This window comes from Parasalinivibrio latis, from assembly GCF_036825535.1.
GTDB classification, from domain to species: domain Bacteria; phylum Pseudomonadota; class Gammaproteobacteria; order Enterobacterales; family Vibrionaceae; genus Parasalinivibrio; species Parasalinivibrio latis.
Window position 1 is genome coordinate 118,717 of record NZ_CP098812.1, and the last position, 15,024, is coordinate 133,740.

At 56.6% G+C, this 15,024-nt stretch carries 15 protein-coding genes; 8 read left to right on the plus strand and 7 right to left on the minus strand.

The window, feature by feature from the left end:
• Window positions 1-212: 212 nt before the first annotated feature.
• From flhA to NF212_RS00600, 7 genes are read right to left on the minus strand one after another with little or no spacing between them, the layout of a single operon-like run.
• Window positions 213-2,315 (minus strand): flagellar biosynthesis protein FlhA, encoded by a 2,103-nt coding sequence (flhA, locus tag NF212_RS00570; protein WP_434357907.1) that lies wholly within the window; start codon window positions 2,313-2,315, stop codon window positions 213-215.
• Window positions 2,316-2,330: 15 nt separating this feature from the next.
• Window positions 2,331-3,458, minus strand: coding sequence for a flagellar biosynthesis protein FlhB (flhB, locus tag NF212_RS00575; RefSeq protein ID WP_434357909.1), 1,128 nt, complete (start codon window positions 3,456-3,458; stop codon window positions 2,331-2,333).
• Window positions 3,458-4,234 (minus strand): flagellar biosynthetic protein FliR, encoded by a 777-nt coding sequence (gene fliR, locus NF212_RS00580; RefSeq protein WP_434357911.1) that lies wholly within the window; start codon window positions 4,232-4,234, stop codon window positions 3,458-3,460. Before fliR ends, flhB begins: the two co-directional genes overlap by 1 nt.
• 2 nt (window positions 4,235-4,236) lie before the next feature.
• Window positions 4,237-4,509: a flagellar biosynthetic protein FliQ gene (locus tag NF212_RS00585; protein ID WP_054674354.1), complete on the minus strand. Its 273-nt coding sequence runs from the start codon at window positions 4,507-4,509 to the stop codon at window positions 4,237-4,239.
• Window positions 4,509-5,258 carry a flagellar type III secretion system pore protein FliP gene (gene fliP, locus NF212_RS00590; RefSeq protein WP_054674356.1) on the minus strand — a complete coding sequence of 250 codons (750 nt, stop codon included), beginning with the start codon at window positions 5,256-5,258 and terminating at the stop codon, window positions 4,509-4,511. The genes NF212_RS00585 and fliP overlap by 1 nt, the downstream gene beginning before the upstream one ends.
• Window positions 5,258-5,608, minus strand: a complete 351-nt coding sequence (fliN, locus tag NF212_RS00595) for a flagellar motor switch protein FliN (protein WP_434357913.1) — start codon at window positions 5,606-5,608, stop codon at window positions 5,258-5,260. Before fliN ends, fliP begins: the two co-directional genes overlap by 1 nt.
• 11 nt (window positions 5,609-5,619) lie before the next feature.
• A complete protein-coding gene (locus tag NF212_RS00600) occupies window positions 5,620-6,510 on the minus strand; it encodes a FliM/FliN family flagellar motor switch protein (protein WP_434357915.1) in 891 nt (296 codons plus the stop codon).
• Window positions 6,511-7,200: 690 nt separating this feature from the next.
• Here NF212_RS00600 and NF212_RS00605 point away from each other — a divergent pair.
• From NF212_RS00605 to NF212_RS00640, 8 genes are read left to right on the plus strand one after another with little or no spacing between them, the layout of a single operon-like run.
• On the plus strand, window positions 7,201-8,085 hold the full coding sequence (locus NF212_RS00605) for an OmpA family protein (RefSeq protein ID WP_434357917.1): 885 nt from the start codon (window positions 7,201-7,203) through the stop codon (window positions 8,083-8,085).
• Window positions 8,082-9,521: a sigma 54-interacting transcriptional regulator gene (locus tag NF212_RS00610; protein ID WP_434357919.1), complete on the plus strand. Its 1,440-nt coding sequence runs from the start codon at window positions 8,082-8,084 to the stop codon at window positions 9,519-9,521. Before NF212_RS00605 ends, NF212_RS00610 begins: the two co-directional genes overlap by 4 nt.
• 34 nt (window positions 9,522-9,555) lie before the next feature.
• Window positions 9,556-9,885 carry a flagellar hook-basal body complex protein FliE gene (fliE, locus tag NF212_RS00615; RefSeq protein ID WP_434357920.1) on the plus strand — a complete coding sequence of 110 codons (330 nt, stop codon included), beginning with the start codon at window positions 9,556-9,558 and terminating at the stop codon, window positions 9,883-9,885.
• 12 nt (window positions 9,886-9,897) lie between these two features.
• Complete coding sequence (gene fliF / locus NF212_RS00620; protein WP_434357922.1) at window positions 9,898-11,553, plus strand: flagellar basal-body MS-ring/collar protein FliF; 1,656 nt, start codon at window positions 9,898-9,900, stop codon at window positions 11,551-11,553.
• Window positions 11,540-12,547, plus strand: coding sequence for a flagellar motor switch protein FliG (gene fliG, locus NF212_RS00625; protein WP_434357924.1), 1,008 nt, complete (start codon window positions 11,540-11,542; stop codon window positions 12,545-12,547). The genes fliF and fliG overlap by 14 nt, the downstream gene beginning before the upstream one ends.
• A gap of 2 nt (window positions 12,548-12,549) precedes the next feature.
• Entirely contained in the window at window positions 12,550-13,245 is a 696-nt protein-coding gene (gene fliH / locus NF212_RS00630; RefSeq protein WP_434357926.1) for a flagellar assembly protein FliH, read from the plus strand.
• Window positions 13,238-14,578, plus strand: coding sequence for a flagellar protein export ATPase FliI (gene fliI / locus NF212_RS00635; RefSeq protein WP_434357928.1), 1,341 nt, complete (start codon window positions 13,238-13,240; stop codon window positions 14,576-14,578). The genes fliH and fliI overlap by 8 nt, the downstream gene beginning before the upstream one ends.
• Window positions 14,578-15,009, plus strand: a complete 432-nt coding sequence (locus NF212_RS00640; protein ID WP_434357930.1) for a flagellar export protein FliJ — start codon at window positions 14,578-14,580, stop codon at window positions 15,007-15,009. The genes fliI and NF212_RS00640 overlap by 1 nt, the downstream gene beginning before the upstream one ends.
• Window positions 15,010-15,024 lie beyond the last annotated feature (15 nt).

The window sequence follows — 15,024 nt, forward strand, 5'->3', positions numbered from 1 at the left end:
TATATCTATAGGTTTGACGGGGTTATGCGATCTCAGTGTAGACAGGATTTATGAAGAATTGGCGGAAGGGATGAAAAGTTGTGACAGCGGTAAGTGAACGGTAGAGCCATGACGGTGGTGGTGAGTGAATTTTGCGAGAAGCTGGTTGAACAGCTTCCCGCATTTTGCTCTTTTCTCACCACCCGTCACTCAGCGCTCGAGACGGAGTACCGCTACCCCATATTCCCGACAACGGACACGCCGCGGTCATCCGGCACTTCGTTGAACGAGAGGACATGCAGGCCGCGTGCGCAGACCCTGGCATAGCGCGCCAGCAACGGGCGAAGCTGGGGCATAACCAACAGGATGGGCACATGGCCGCTTACCCGCATGGAATCGAGGGCTTCAGGCAGGCTGCGCTGTAGCTTATCGATAAGGGTTGGCTCCAGGGCAAAGCCATCGAGCTGCACGTGGCCATTGGCCTGGGCCTGGCTGAGTGCACCGAGCAGCATGTTTTCAAGCTCCGTGGAGAGGGTAACTGCCGGGATGTCCGGTGTGGTGCCGACCAGTGCCGTCAGGATGTTTCGACGCAGGGCGCAGCGAATATCCGCGGCCAGCAGGATAGGGTCCTTGGACAGCTCTGCTGATTCCACCAGGGAGTTGGCGATGGTCACAATGTCGTTCAGTGCCACACCGTCAATTGCCAGCTGGCGGAACACCCGCAGGAGTTGCTGTGGGCTCAGCGCCTTGCCCAGGTCATCAGCCAGGCGGCTGTTCAGCGAAGCCAGCCGCTCCATCACCCCGTTGACTTCCTCAAGGCTCAGGATGTCTTCCACATAGTCATTAATAATCTTGCTGACGTGGGTGGAAATAATGGTGGCATGGTCCACCACGGTGTAGCCGAGGTTCACGGCTTTGTCTTTCTCCGATGGGGCTATCCACACGGCATCCATCCCATAGGCCGGGTCTTTGGCCAGGATACCGTCGACATCACCGTAAACCTGGCCCGGGTTGATGGCGAGCAGGTGGTCTACCTCAAGATCGGCGGTGATGAGTTTGGCACCACGCACAGCTATCTGGTACTGGCTGGGCTCAAGGCCAAGGTCGTCCCGGACGTGGATTTGCGGGACCACAAAGCCGCGTTTTTCCGACAGGGTTTTGCGGATACCGGACAGGCGGTTTAAAAGCTCAGCGCCCTGACGGCGGTCAATCAGGTTGACCAGCCGGTAGCCGACAAACAGCCCGAGTGCGTGGACGCGGGGGATATCACCGAGGGCGATTTCCTGGCTTTCTGCGGCAGGCTGGCTTTCCACCATGGCTTCTGCCCGGGCAAGGTCTTCGGCGATTTGTGGGTCATCCTCGTGCTCATGCATTTTCCAGCCGGCAAAGGCCAGTGCGGCGGCAAAACCGAGGAAGGCCAGGTGCGGCATGCCAGGGATCAGGCCCAGTACCAGCATCAGTCCTGATACAACGTAGAGCACCGTTGGCGATGCCAGCATCTGGCGGGCAATCTGGCCGGACAGATCTGAGCTGTCGCTGACGCGGGTCACCATAATGGCAGCGGCAGTGGAAAGCAGCAGTGACGGGATTTGGGCAACCAGGCCGTCACCGATGGTCAGCAGGGCATAGGTTTTAAATGCGGCTGAAAAATCGAGCCCGTACTGGAACACACCAATACTGATACCGCCGATGATGTTGATAAACAGGATCAGCATCCCGGCGATAGCGTCCCCGCGCACAAACTTCGATGCACCGTCCATCGAGCCGTAGAAATCCGCTTCCTGTGCCACGGTTTCCCGGCGCTGCTTGGCGGTCTCGTGGTCGATAATCCCGGCGTTGAGGTCGGCATCGATAGCCATCTGTTTACCCGGCATGGCGTCCAGGGTGAAGCGGGCACTGACTTCAGAGATACGCTCGCCACCTTTGGTGACCACCACGAAGTTGATGATCATCAGGATGATGAACACCACCATACCCACCACGTAGTTACCGCCGATTACCACATCACCGAAGGCCTGGATGACCTTACCGGCGGCGTCTCCGCCTTCATGGCCGTAGAGCAGCACTACCCGGGTTGAGGCAACGTTGAGGCCAAGACGCAGCAGGGTCGCGACCAACAGGATGCTCGGGAATACCGAGAAATCGAGCGGCTTTTTGCTGTATACGGCCACCAGCATGACCAGCAGGGCAAGGACGATGTTGAAGGTGAACAGCATATCCAGCACAAACGGCGGGATAGGCAGCATGACCATCGAAAGGATGGTCATCAGCAGCAGGGGGATGCCCAGCTGCCCTTTCGCCAGAATCTGGCTGATCGGGGCAAGTCTCTGTTTCATGGTCTGCTCTTTGGGTTAACGGCGCAGCTCTGAGGGGATTTCCACCTCAGGGAATGCGGGTTTGGTGCTCTGGCGGCCTTGCCGGTACTGTTCCATCTGGAAGATATAGGTCAGCACGTGTGCCACAGCGATATAGAGCTGGGCGGGGATCTCCTGCCATTCATTGGTGGAGTAGTAAACCGCTCGGGCCAGTGGTGGGACTTCCACCACCGGCAAGTTGTGCTGATGAGCTATCTGCCGGATCTGCAATGCCATCTGGTCGACCCCCTTTGCGATGACAAAAGGCGCAGTGGCTTTGCTGAGGTCATATTTCAACGCGACCGCATAGTGGGTCGGGTTGGTAATAATCACGTCTGCCTGGGGCACGGTTTTTCTGATCTGCCGCTGGGACATCTGGCGCTGGAGCTGGCGAATGCGGGCTTTTACTTCCGGCTTGCCCTCGTTGTTTTTCATCTCCTCTTTCACTTCCTGCTTGGTCATTTTGAGCTGGCGCAGGTAGTCCCAGGAGGAGTAAGGCAGTTCGAGTACTGCAATCAGCAGCAGGGCAAGGCCGTAGACAAACAGACCGCTCCAGAGAAGGTCGAGTGTTTCCGGGATGGCTTCGCGGATGGGCTGTTGCTGGAGCTCCAGTATGCGCTGGCGGTTATGGGCCAGCAGCCAGTAAAGTGCGCCGGCAACCAGGGCAACCTTGAGAATGCTTTTGACCAGCTCGGCGAGGGATTTGACGGAAAACAGCCGCCCGATACCGGTAATCGGGTTCAGCTTGCCAAAGTTTGGCATTGCAGCCTTGAGCGACAGGTTCCAGCCCCCGCGCACCAGATTACCGGCAACGGTGACCAGTGCCAGCATCCCCAGCATGGGCATCAGGGTTTCAAATAACGCATCCCGGCAGTGGACGAGGATATCTATCATTCTGGCCGGATCGAAGGCATTGGCTTTGTCCGGGGCCAGGCTGTAGTGGAAGATTTCATCCACCATATGGGCAAGGCCATCGGAAAACGCACTGAGCAGAAAGGCACTGGCAATCATCATCAGTGCGGTGACCAATTCCTTGGAACGGGGGAGGTTACCTTCCTCCCGGGCCTTCCTAAGCCGGTGTTCGCTGGGGCGTTCCGTTTTGTCCTGGGCGCTGTTGTCACTCATCAGTGCGCGGCCTCCAGGTTAGCCATCAGCGACAGGGTATTGCCGCACAGGGTTGTAAAATTCTGCGGGACTCCGGAGATGGTCAGTACCAGGCATACCAGGCCAAGCAGCAGGGTCATCGGAAATCCAAGGGAAAAGATATTAAGCTGTGGTGCGGCGCGGTTCATCACGCCAAATGCAACGTTGACCAACAGCATGGCTACCAGAGCGGGCAGCGAGAGCAGGAGCGCCGCGCCGACCATCCAGCCAAAGCGCATGATCACCACATGCAGGGCGTGCTGGGTTGGCAGGTCACCCACCGCCCAGATCTTGAAACTGTTTACCAGGATATCCAGTGCTACGAGGTGGCCGTCCAGTGCCAGGAACAGCAGCAGGGCAAACAGCTGGTAGTACTTGCCGATTTCCGGGACGCCGACGCCGTTTACCGGGTCATTCATTACCGCCATACCCAAACCCATCTGCATGGAAAGGATCTGGCCGAGGGTGGTGAATACCGCAAACAGGATATCCAGCAGCAGCGCCATGACAGCACCAATGAAAACCTGTTGCCCGGCGAAAATCAGCGCGTCAAAAGAGAAAGGGTCTACGGCTGGCATTTGTGGCATCAGCGGTGCAGCAAGAATGGCCAGCATCAGGGTGAAGATTAGCCGGATACGCACGGGCACATGGCTGCTGCCAAATACCGGCATCAGCATCATGGCTCCGCCGATACGCAGGAAAGGCCACCAGATCTGGCCGAGCCAGGCAGTGAACTGGGCTGCGGTCATGTCAGCCATGGTCAGCCAATCAGGATGGGAATATCGTGGAACAGCCGGGCGAAAATGTCTCCGAGGCTGCGCAGCATCCAGGGGCCGGAAAACCCTAGCATTGCCAGTGTAACCAGAAGGCGCGGCAGGAAGCTCAGGGTCTGTTCGTTAATCTGGGTGGCAGCCTGGAAGATACTGACAATCAGGCCCACCACCAGGCTTGGGACGATAAGCACCGCCACCATATTCACAATGATAATCAGTGCGTCGCCGAAAATGGCGGAGACAAACTCTGTGCTGCCCATCAGCCGAAACTCGCCGTCAGGGTGCCGACTGTCATTGCCCAGCCGTCGACCATCACGAATACCATCAGCTTAAACGGCAGGGAGATAATCAGTGGCGACAGCATCATCATACCCATGGCCATCAGCACACTGGCAACCACGATATCGATGATAAGGAAAGGGATGAACAGCATAAAGCCGATCTGGAAAGCGGTTTTCAGCTCGCTGAGCACATACGCCGGCATCACCAACAGGAAATCGAGGTCCTGGGCTTTGGCCGGGGCCTTCTCATTGGCAATACGCAGGATTTGCTTGAGGTCGGTTTCCCGGGTCTGGGCCAGCATAAAGGTTTTCAGTGGCCCTTCGGCAAGGGTGAATGCCTGTTGCATGCTGATATCCCCCTTCTGGTAAGGGGTGATCGCCTTGTCATACACCTCATGGAAGACCGGGCGCATGATAAAAAGGGTCAGGGTAAGCGCTATGCCTACCAATACCCGGTTTGGCGGGCTTTGCTGCAAGCCAATGGCCTGTCGCAGGATACCGAGTACGATAATGATGCGGGTAAAGCTGGTGACCATCAGCAGCATGGCCGGCAGGAATGCCAGCGCTGTCATCAGCAGGAAAACCTGGACCTGGACGCTGTATTCCTCGGTGCCGTTTGGCCCGGTCACAGACAGGAACGGGATATTCTGCCCGGCCGCAACCGGCAGGCTGGCAAGCAGCAGAGGGGTCAGCAGAAGGAGCTTCTGCAGTGCGGCTGGGCATCGCATCAGTTAGCCAGGCCCTGGATCATGTCGTTGTCGTCTACTACATCCACAAGGCGCAGGCCGTACTTGTTGTTGACGATTACCACTTCAGCGTGGCCGAGCAGGGTGCCGTTAACCTTGACGTCCATTGGCTCGCCGCTCAGCTTGTCCAGCTCAATCACGGTGCCTGGGGTGATGTTCATCAGGTCGCCCACCATCAGTTCGGTGCTGGCGACTTCAAGGGTCAGGTTCACCGGGATGCTGCGCAGGAAGCCCATCTCTTTTGCGCTGCCGGTTTTGGCCATACCGTCAGAGCCGACACCGAGGTCGAGGTCATCCAGGTCGAGGTTGAGGTCTGAATTCAAATCTGTCATGTCGGTGCCTGTTATTTTTCAATCACGTTTTGGATATGCAGAACCAGAGTGGAGTTGTTTTCGGCCACCCGTGCAGTAAATAAAGGGGATTTGCCCGCGCGGACAGTCACTTCCCCCGGCATTTCCACCGGGATGACGTCCCCTGCCTTCAGCCCCATTACATCACCCAGCATCAGCCGGCGTTCGCACAGGGTTGAGGTCAGGCGAATAGGGGCTTTTTTTAGGGTAGAGCGGATTTTACGCTGCAGTTCCGGGTCTGCTTCCACATCCTCGGCCTTGCCCTGCTGGTCACGGAGGAAATCAAGGCTTTCAAAAGGCAGGCTGATATCCAGCCAGCCACTGTGGCCGGCGATTTCCAGGTTGAAACGGCAAACCAGGTACAACTGTTCGCCCTGAGGGCCGTTACCTTCCTGGAGGCGGCCTTTCGGTGCGAGCTCGCACTGCCAGGTCGTCGTGTTTTGCCATGCAGCGGAAAACTGGGCAAGGATCTGGCTGAAGAAGCGGTCGACCATGCGAAGCTCTGTGTCGCTGATATCGGTTTTCCGGGCACTGATGCCTTTACCGCCGAAGAAAATATCCACCAGGAAAAACTGCAGTTCCCGCTCAATGGCCAGGGTACCGGCCTGTTCGAAAGGAACAACGTTGAACTCGCGGTAAAGTGCCTGTTTTGACAGTGGTTGCAGATATTCTCGCAGCTTTATGTTGTGCTGCTTTTTATAACTGAATTCGACCGGGCGACGCAGCGTGTGCTGAAACATCTGCTTAGCCTTGCGTTCAAACTGTTTGCAGACGTTGTCGATAATTGCCTGCACAGCCCCAATCCGGTTTTCAGGGCTGGCCAGATCAAATGCCTGTATGTCTGAGTTTTCAGGCTCTGTGATGATTTTACTTTTCTTTGTCATAACCATTAGCAACAGAAAGGTCCGCGAAAAGTACAGTTACATTCACGAGGAATTAATTGGCATTAATTGGTTGCCAATTACTTTTTAAAATTATATTCCGGTCTTCACTACTTAATGGATATGGTTACAACCTTGGCCAATTTAATTACATAAATGTAATAATTGGCTATATTGCAAACAGGGGATGTGAAGTAAACGAAAGCGCGAAGAGACTACGGAGTGAGCGTCTTTTTGTCAAATAATTAAACTGAGCAATAATTGTGTCAATAAAGTAACGTTCGAAACAGGCAATTGTCAGTGCATTGACAGTTGACAATATGAGTCGATTGGTTTTTTATTCCCCACGCTTATAGAATGATGAATAATAAAAAGCAGTTTAAACATTAATGGGTTCATTAATAGGATCCATGTTTTATAGCCGGTTTATTAAAATTTTGTTGCTAATTATCGTGATTGTTTTTTGGTCAACTGATGATTTTTAGCTTCTATTTTTTCCCGCTTTTTAAGTCAACAAAGAGTGGTGGTTTTATATTTTTTCTTGTTAAAAGTAATTTAGCATTCACTGAATATTTAGGTGGTTTAAATACTTAAATAGTTAAAGTCACTGATTGTTATTTTAATTTAACTGCAACTTTATTTTCGACAACAACCGGTTGGTCCCCACAGGTTAAGGTTATTTCCGAATTGTCTATGATGCGCTTACTTTACGTGCTGGTTATTTTTGCACCCATGGCCTTTGCCAGTGAAAGCATCTGGACCACAGACCTCGACAGCAGTGTCTGGCTGTTTGATGGCAACAAGTACAGGTGCGAACTTACCCACCCGGTGGAAGGGTTTGGCAAAGTGAAGCTGGTGGCAAAGCCTGCCCAGTCGGTTAGCCTGGAAGTGAAACCTGAATCTGGGATGGCGGTGCAGTCACTTCTCTCTTCCATTGCGACTCCCCCTTACTGGCGTTCGGAAATTTACCGTCCGTTTACCTACAAAGGCTCGGTCACCACAACTTTGGATGGCGGCCTCCACCTTGCTGATGCCCAGGATCTTTACGAAAGCCTTTCGGAAGGTGACTGGCTCTGGATCAGCATGAAAGACGCCAACAATGATATCCAGAGCCTGGTGGTATCCAACGTCCGCTTCGGGGACGTTACCGACAACTTCAACCGGTGCCGCTCCGGCATGCTGCCGATAAGCTATGCGACAGCCCGGCAGACTGTTATCCACTACCAGCCAAGCCAGGTTGAGCCTGATCTGGCTTCTGTACGCAATATCAAGCTGATCGCGGTACTGATGAAAAATGAACCTTCCATCCGCAAGGTGCTTGTAGACGGTTACTCTGACAACCAGGGCAGCTGGGCGACCAATATGCGTATGTCCCGCGAGCGGGCTGAGGAAGTAGCAGCGCTTCTGGTGGAAAATGGCGTACCGCTGAAAAAGATAGAAATTCGCGGCCATGGGGATCGCTTCCCGGTTGCTGACAACAATACGCCGCAGGGCCGGGACAAAAACCGCCGTGTGGTGATCCGCCTGATAAAAATGGCGCCGAAAGGCAAAGCCAGATCAGGGGGGGCGAAGTCATGAGCAAACGCACCGCGAGATCGCCGTGGCAAATTCTGATGCTGCAAAGCGACAGTGCCTGCGACTGCCTGGCACCGGATGGGGAGGGCTACCACCTTACCCGGGTATCCGGCTGGCCCGCATTTGCCCATTCGCTGGAAAACGGCCACTGGGACATGGTGATGATTCCAAGCCGCCTCAACCGTGCACTGGAAGCCTCTGACCTGATGGCACGGGCCCCGCTCCGCAGCTTTAACGGCCCGGTTGTGGTGGTGGCTGAAATGCAGGAGGCCGGCCAGGTTTCCCGCGCCATGCAGCAAGGTGCGGTGGATTACCTGCTGATGCCTTTTGAATCCTACCACCTTGCCCAGTTGGTAAACCGGCTTGCTATGATGCGTTGCCAGAAGTCTGATGTAGTTGCGCAGTCAGACCAGAGCCGGCAGCTGTTCCAGCTTGCAAGGCGAGTGGCGCAAACTGATGCCTCCGTGCTGATTAACGGTGAGAGCGGGACCGGGAAAGAAGTCCTGGCCCAGTTTATCCACCAGGCCTCACCCCGAGCCTCCGGGCCTTTCATTGCAATTAACTGCGCAGCCATTCCGGAAACCATGCTGGAATCCATCCTGTTCGGCCATGCCAAAGGGGCGTTTACCGGTGCAGCAAACGCAGTGGCGGGCAAGTTGGAACTGGCAAATGAAGGAACTCTTCTGCTGGATGAGATTGGCGAGTTGCCGTTGGCCATGCAGACAAAACTTCTGCGGGTGTTGCAGGAACGGGAGGTCGAGCGTCTTGGCAGCCACCAGAAAATCAAACTTAACATCCGCGTGCTGGCAGCAACCAACTGTGATTTGGAGCAGATGGTGGCTGACGGGCGTTTCCGCTCAGATCTTTTTTACCGCCTCAATGTTTTCCCGCTGCAGTGTGCGCCGTTACGCGAGCGCCCGGAAGACATCGTGCCGCTGGCGGAAAGCCTGCTGGGGCGCCACCTGCCGTCTTGCCAGAACGCCATGTCATTTTCCTCTTCGGCTTGCCGGGCTCTGGAAGCCCACGGCTGGCCGGGAAATGTGCGTGAGCTGGAGAACGTTATCCAGCGTGCACTGGTAATGAGCCGGGGCTGCGTTATCCGGGAAGAAGACCTGATGCTGCCGGGATTTGTCCCTTCACTGGTTACAACCACTGACGTGGCTGAGCCGGTGGAGCGCTCTCTGCAACCTCTGCACGAAGAGGGGGATGAGAGCAAGCCGGACCTGCACAAGAGCCGCAAGCTTGCTGAGTTCAATACCATCATCCAGACCCTGCGCCGTTTCGACGGGCACCGCAGCAAAACAGCAGAAGAACTCGGGGTCAGTACCCGGGCGCTGCGCTACAAGATACAAACCATGCGTGAACATGGCTGGGACATAGACCAGCTCCTCGCCGGCCAGCCCTCAGATGGGGCGGCAACGGTAACCTACTCCTCTTGACCGAAACGGGACTTTTCCGATGCAGAATGAATTGATGGGCTTAGACTCCATCCTGAACCAGATTGGCGAGATCCGTACCCAGGTCTCCGGGGGCACCCCAGAAGCCATTGCTTCCAACCCGCTCAGCAACCGTGCTGCCGGTGGTGTGAACTTCGCGGATGTCATTGCCGGTGCCGTGCACAGCGTGGATGCCCAGACCAAGGATGCGGCAGCCAAGATGACTGCGGTAGACATGGGCAAGAGCGACGACCTGGTGGGCGCGATGATTGCCGGCCAGAAGGCCAGTCTCTCTTTTGCTGCCATGGTGCAGGTGCGGAACAACCTGATGTCCGCGTATGACGACGTTATGAAAATGCCCGTGTAACAGGTGACACCAGTGGCCCAAATATTGAAACAAAAACTGGCGAACATCGACGGTCCCGCAGCCTGGCAACGCTTTTTCAGCGGCGCCAGGCTGGTTGCGTTATTGACCCTTATTGCAGTAGCCGTGGCGGTTACCGTGGTGATGGGGTTGTGGCAGGGAAACGATGAGTACCGCCCGCTGTACGGGGAGTACGAGCACTATGACACCACCCAGGTGATATCGGTGCTCGACCAGCATGGCCTCAACTACTATGTGGAGCCGCAGCTTGGCAACATCATGGTTGAACGCTCCGAAATCAACGAAGCACGTATGGCGATTGCCGCAGCAGGTATCAAGCCTGAGCAGCCGGAAGGGCTGAGCATCCTGACCAAGGACTCCAGCCTTGGCACCAGCCAGTTTGTGGAGGTAGCCCGTTACCGCTATGGACTGGAAGGGGAACTTGCCCGTTCCATCATGTCGATAGACGGTGTCGACAACGCCCGTGTCCACCTTGCCATCCCTAAGCAAACCCTCTTTGTGGGCCGGGAAAAAGACAAACCGACTGCATCTGTAGTGGTATCCCTGATGCCGGGCCGCAGCCTGACCGCTGAACAGGTAACAGCCATTGTCAATCTGGTTGCCGGCAGTGTGCCGGATCTGTCTGCCGATCGGGTGAATGTTATCGACCAGCATGGCAACCTGCTGTCACAGAACTTCGGCAACGGTGCAATGCAGGGTCAGGGCGGAAGCCGGTACCTGAGCTACGTCAGTAACATTGAGTCTGACTATTCTGAAAGTGCCGCACGCATGTTGCGCCCTTTGGTTGGCCTGAATAACTTCCGGGTGGAGGTGGCCGCCGATGTCAACTTTGACAAGGTGGAAGCCACCGAAGAAGCCTATGGCCCGGATGCCAAGGTGCGCAGCGAATACAGCTCCTTTGACCGTGACGCCAACCAGCCGGCGCAAGGTGTCCCGGGCTCCCTGAGCAACCGCCCGCCGGAAGAGAAAGACAAGAAAGAAAAACAGGGCAAGATGACCAATGAGCGCGGTGAATCCTCCAAGGATTATGCGGTTGACCGCACGTTGCGCCATATTACCTACCAGCAGGGCAACGTGAAAAAGCTGAGTGTGTCTGTGCTGCTGAATGGCAAGCCGGATGCCTACAGCACCAAGGAGTTGGATAACATCAAGGTGATGCTTTCCGATGCCCTTGGGCTGGACAGCAAGCGCGGTGACAAGCTGAGCGTACATGTCTACCCGTTCAACCTGGAAAAGCCAGCGGCGCTTGATGAGAAGCCACCTTGGTATACCGACAGCATCTGGCTCGACTATCTGCACTATATCCTGTCTGCCATTGTTGCCCTGGCAATCCTGTTTGTGGTTGTCCGCCCGGCTCTGCGCACGCTGTTTGCGGACAGTGACAAGGGTGCGAAACCGGTGAAGGGTAACGACAGCCAGGCGTTACTGCCGGCTGCAGAAGGTGTACCTGACACAGCCGCACCGGCGTCTGGCAGTGCAGGCCAACTGGCCCCGGTGACGTCCAGCGCGATGGATATGCCGGAGCTGCCAAGCGCGGAAACCGGGCTTGAAGCCCAGTCGTCTTACCTGCAAATGCTTTCCGAGCGTGAGCCTGAGCGGGTAGCCCATGTAGTCAAACAGTGGATTACACCGAAAGATGCAGACAATTGATAACAATCAGGGGATTGAACAGGCTGCCATCCTTCTGCTGAGTATGGGCGAAGAGTCGGCGGCCAATGTTCTGAAACAGCTCGATCGTGACCAGGTGCGCGAGCTGTCTCTGGCCATGGCCCGTATCCCGGCGATGAAAAATGAGCAGGTACAGACGGTTTACCGCCGTTTCTTCCAGGACTTCAAATCAGAATCCGGTATTTCAGGCGCCTCGCGCGCCTACCTGGAACGTACCCTGGACCGGGCGCTCGGCAAGTCCCTGTCCAGGCCGCTAATAGATTCCATCTATGGTGACAACCTCAAGCAGGATCTGCAGCGCCTGCAATGGCTGGAACCGGCCAAGATTGCAGAACTGATTGCCGATGAGCACCCGCAGATGCAGGCGGTGTTCCTCGCTTACCTGGAACCGGATATCGCTTCAGACGTGCTGAGCCGCCTGCCGGAAGACAGCATGGATGACCTGCTCTACCGCCTTGCCAACCTCAGTGAAATCCATCCGAGCATGATGGAAGAGGTGCAGGCGCTGCTGAATGGCTTCCTGAGTGAAACCGTGCAACAGAGCAGTACGACAGTTGACGGTACCCAGCATGCGGGTGAGATCATTAACCGCCTGCAGTCTAACCAGAGCCAGAAAGTGCTTTCTGAGCTCAAGGCGCAGGATCCCGAGCTGGTTTCCCGGCTCGAAAGCCAGATGTACAACTTCGACATCCTGGTACGCCAGAGCGAGGCCACCCTGGAGCGTCTGGTGGAAGATGCCGACCAGGAAATGCTGGCGATTGCCCTCAAAGGTGCCGACGAAGCCCTGCTCGACAAGATCTTCGCCACAATGCCAAAACGTGCTGCCCAGTACCTGCGTGAAGCGATGGAAGGCAAGGGACGCGTCCGCCTCAGTGCGGTGGAAGACGCTCGCAAGGAACTGGTCAACCTGCTGCGCCAGCTTGCTGACGACGGTGAGGTGGAATTGGCCCTGTTCAGTGAGCCGGTGGTGGAGTAAGCATGAAAAAGAACCATCCGCTTATCCTTCACCCCGAGGCCGGGCATTACCGCCATTACCATTTCCCGCCGCTTGCCAGCCAGGGGGATGACCTGTTTGGTGATGATGGCGGTTACCATGAAGAGTTCCAGAATGGCTTCGAAGATGGCCAGCAAAAAGGCCATGCCCAGGGTTACCAGGACGGCCTGACCCAGGGGATGGAAGCCGGACGCCAGCAAGGGCTGGATGAAGGGCACCAACAGGGGCTCCAGCAGGGCATTGAGCAGGTGCGCCAGCAGCTTTCCGGTACGGTGGCAACGGCAGACCAACTGGTGAAGCAGATTGAGCAGGTGTTCCATAACCATGTCCGCCAGCAAAGCGAGATGATTTGCGATCTGGTCCAGAAGGTTGCCCGCCAGGTGATCCGTGCAGAGCTCAGCCTCCAGCCGGGGCAAATCGTCAAACTGATTGAGGAAACCCTCGAACAGATCCCGGAGACCAAAACCGGCATTACGGTTTACCTCAACCCGGGTGATTGCCAGCGTCTGGTTGACCTGGTGCCGGAGAAAGTGGCGGACTGGGACCTCAAGCAGGATCCGGAACTTGCTGCCGGCAGTTGCCGGGTGGTGACCGATGATGCTGAAGCCCTCGCGGACAGCGAGGCGCGCCTTGAAGCCTGCATGGATGCGGTCAAAGACAACCTGCTGACTGATGCGTGATTTTGCCGCTGAGCTCAGCGCCCGCCTCAGCAGTGCTTCCCTGCATATTCCTGAGGTGCCGGTGGCCCAGACTTATGGCCGCCTTGTCAGGATGGCCGGCCTCACCCTTGAGGCGGTCGGCTGCCGCCTGTGTACCGGCCAGCGCTGCCTGATTGAAACCGATCACGGTGATGTGGTTGAGGCGGAAGTTGTCGGTTTTGACCGCCAGGCCACGGTGCTGATGCCCATCCGGCATACCACCGGGCTTCGACCCGGTTGCCGGGTGCTGCCGCTCCAGGGTGACAGTAAAATCCAGGTCGGCCCGACGATGCTTGGCCGGGTGCTGAACGGGCTTGGCGAGCCGTTGGATACCAAGGGCCCGCTTCGCTGCGACCAGCGTATTTCCCTGCAAGGTGAGAGTATCAACCCGCTGCGCCGCCAGCCGATTTCCCAGCCGCTGGATGTGGGCGTCCGTGCCATAAACGGAATGCTGAGTGTCGGCAAAGGCCAGCGTATGGGGCTGTTTGCCGGTTCCGGTGTCGGCAAGAGTGTGCTCCTTGGCATGATGACCCGCAGTACCACAGCGCAGATTACCGTGGTGGGACTGATTGGCGAACGCGGACGCGAGGTGCGTGAGTTTATCGAGCACTCCCTCGGTGAGGAAGGGATGAAAAATGCCGTGGTGATTGCCTCCCCGGCTGATGATCCGCCGTTGATGCGCCTTCGCGCTTCGCAGCTTTGCCACCGGATTGCGGAGTATTTCCGTGACCAGGGCATGGACGTTCTGCTGCTGATGGATTCCCTGACCCGCTACGCCCAGGCCCAGCGTGAGATTGCGCTGGCGGTGGGGGAGCCGCCAGCCACCAAGGGTTACCCACCGTCCGTATTCAGCCTGTTGCCGCAACTGGTGGAGCGTGCCGGGAACGGAGCCAGTGACCGGGGTTCGATCACCGCTTTCTATACGGTGCTCTCGGAAGGGGACGACCAGCAGGACCCAATTGCTGATGCCGCCCGCGCCATCCTTGACGGCCACATTGTGCTGAACCGGGAGCTTGCCGAGCAGGGGCATTACCCGGCTATTGACGTCGAGCAGTCCATCAGTCGCGCCATGCCGCAGATTGTCAGCCCTGACCACCTGCGACGTGCTCAGCGGGTAAAACAGCTCTATGCCCGCTACCGGCAGGTACAGGATCTGATGTCCCTTGGCGGTTACCAGGCCGGGCAGGACCGCACGCTGGATCTGGCGGTGCAGGCTTACCCCGCTATCTGCCAGTACCTCCAGCAGGGCATGTACGAGAAAGTCACCCTTAATGACAGCCTTAACCTGATGATGCAGCTTCCGGGGGTTGAATAATGCGGCGGCTCAAAGTGGTGCAGGGCTGGTGTGGACGGGAGCAGGAAAAACTCGACAGGCTACAGGGTGAGGCCGGCGAAATTCGCCGCCAGCACCGGGCACATGAAGAACGGCTGAAAGTGCTGGAAGATCTTTCCGGGCAGTATGGTTTTTCCGGCGGCAGCCAGACGTCAGCCCTGATGATGAAAGGGACGGCCCGCTTCCGCAGCCAGCTGGAGAGCCTGACGGCACTTCAGCGTCATGAGCTGATGATGTCTGATGTGGAACTTCGCAGTATCAACGACCGGGTCATCGCCCAGCACCGGCAGGTTAAAATGGGTGAAAAGGTGGTGGACAAACGCCTTAAGCAACATGCAGTCAAACAGGCTCGGCAGGAACAGAAAGTGCTGGATGAACTTGCCATGCGGGCCGGGCTGCGCCGCAAATTCTGACACCCCCCGGTTCAC

Coding starts and splice junctions, on each gene's coding strand:
- flhA (WP_434357907.1), bottom strand. CDS start 2,315: ATGAAACAGAGACTTGCCCCGATCAGCCAGATTCTGGCGAAAGGGCAG.
- flhB (WP_434357909.1), bottom strand. CDS start 3,458: ATGAGTGACAACAGCGCCCAGGACAAAACGGAACGCCCCAGCGAACAC.
- fliR (WP_434357911.1), bottom strand. CDS start 4,234: ATGGCTGACATGACCGCAGCCCAGTTCACTGCCTGGCTCGGCCAGATC.
- NF212_RS00585 (WP_054674354.1), bottom strand. CDS start 4,509: ATGGGCAGCACAGAGTTTGTCTCCGCCATTTTCGGCGACGCACTGATT.
- fliP (WP_054674356.1), bottom strand. CDS start 5,258: ATGCGATGCCCAGCCGCACTGCAGAAGCTCCTTCTGCTGACCCCTCTG.
- fliN (WP_434357913.1), bottom strand. CDS start 5,608: ATGACAGATTTGAATTCAGACCTCAACCTCGACCTGGATGACCTCGAC.
- NF212_RS00600 (WP_434357915.1), bottom strand. CDS start 6,510: ATGACAAAGAAAAGTAAAATCATCACAGAGCCTGAAAACTCAGACATA.
- NF212_RS00605 (WP_434357917.1), top strand. CDS start 7,201: ATGATGCGCTTACTTTACGTGCTGGTTATTTTTGCACCCATGGCCTTT.
- NF212_RS00610 (WP_434357919.1), top strand. CDS start 8,082: ATGAGCAAACGCACCGCGAGATCGCCGTGGCAAATTCTGATGCTGCAA.
- fliE (WP_434357920.1), top strand. CDS start 9,556: ATGGGCTTAGACTCCATCCTGAACCAGATTGGCGAGATCCGTACCCAG.
- fliG (WP_434357924.1), top strand. CDS start 11,540: ATGCAGACAATTGATAACAATCAGGGGATTGAACAGGCTGCCATCCTT.
- fliH (WP_434357926.1), top strand. CDS start 12,550: ATGAAAAAGAACCATCCGCTTATCCTTCACCCCGAGGCCGGGCATTAC.
- fliI (WP_434357928.1), top strand. CDS start 13,238: ATGCGTGATTTTGCCGCTGAGCTCAGCGCCCGCCTCAGCAGTGCTTCC.
- NF212_RS00640 (WP_434357930.1), top strand. CDS start 14,578: ATGCGGCGGCTCAAAGTGGTGCAGGGCTGGTGTGGACGGGAGCAGGAA.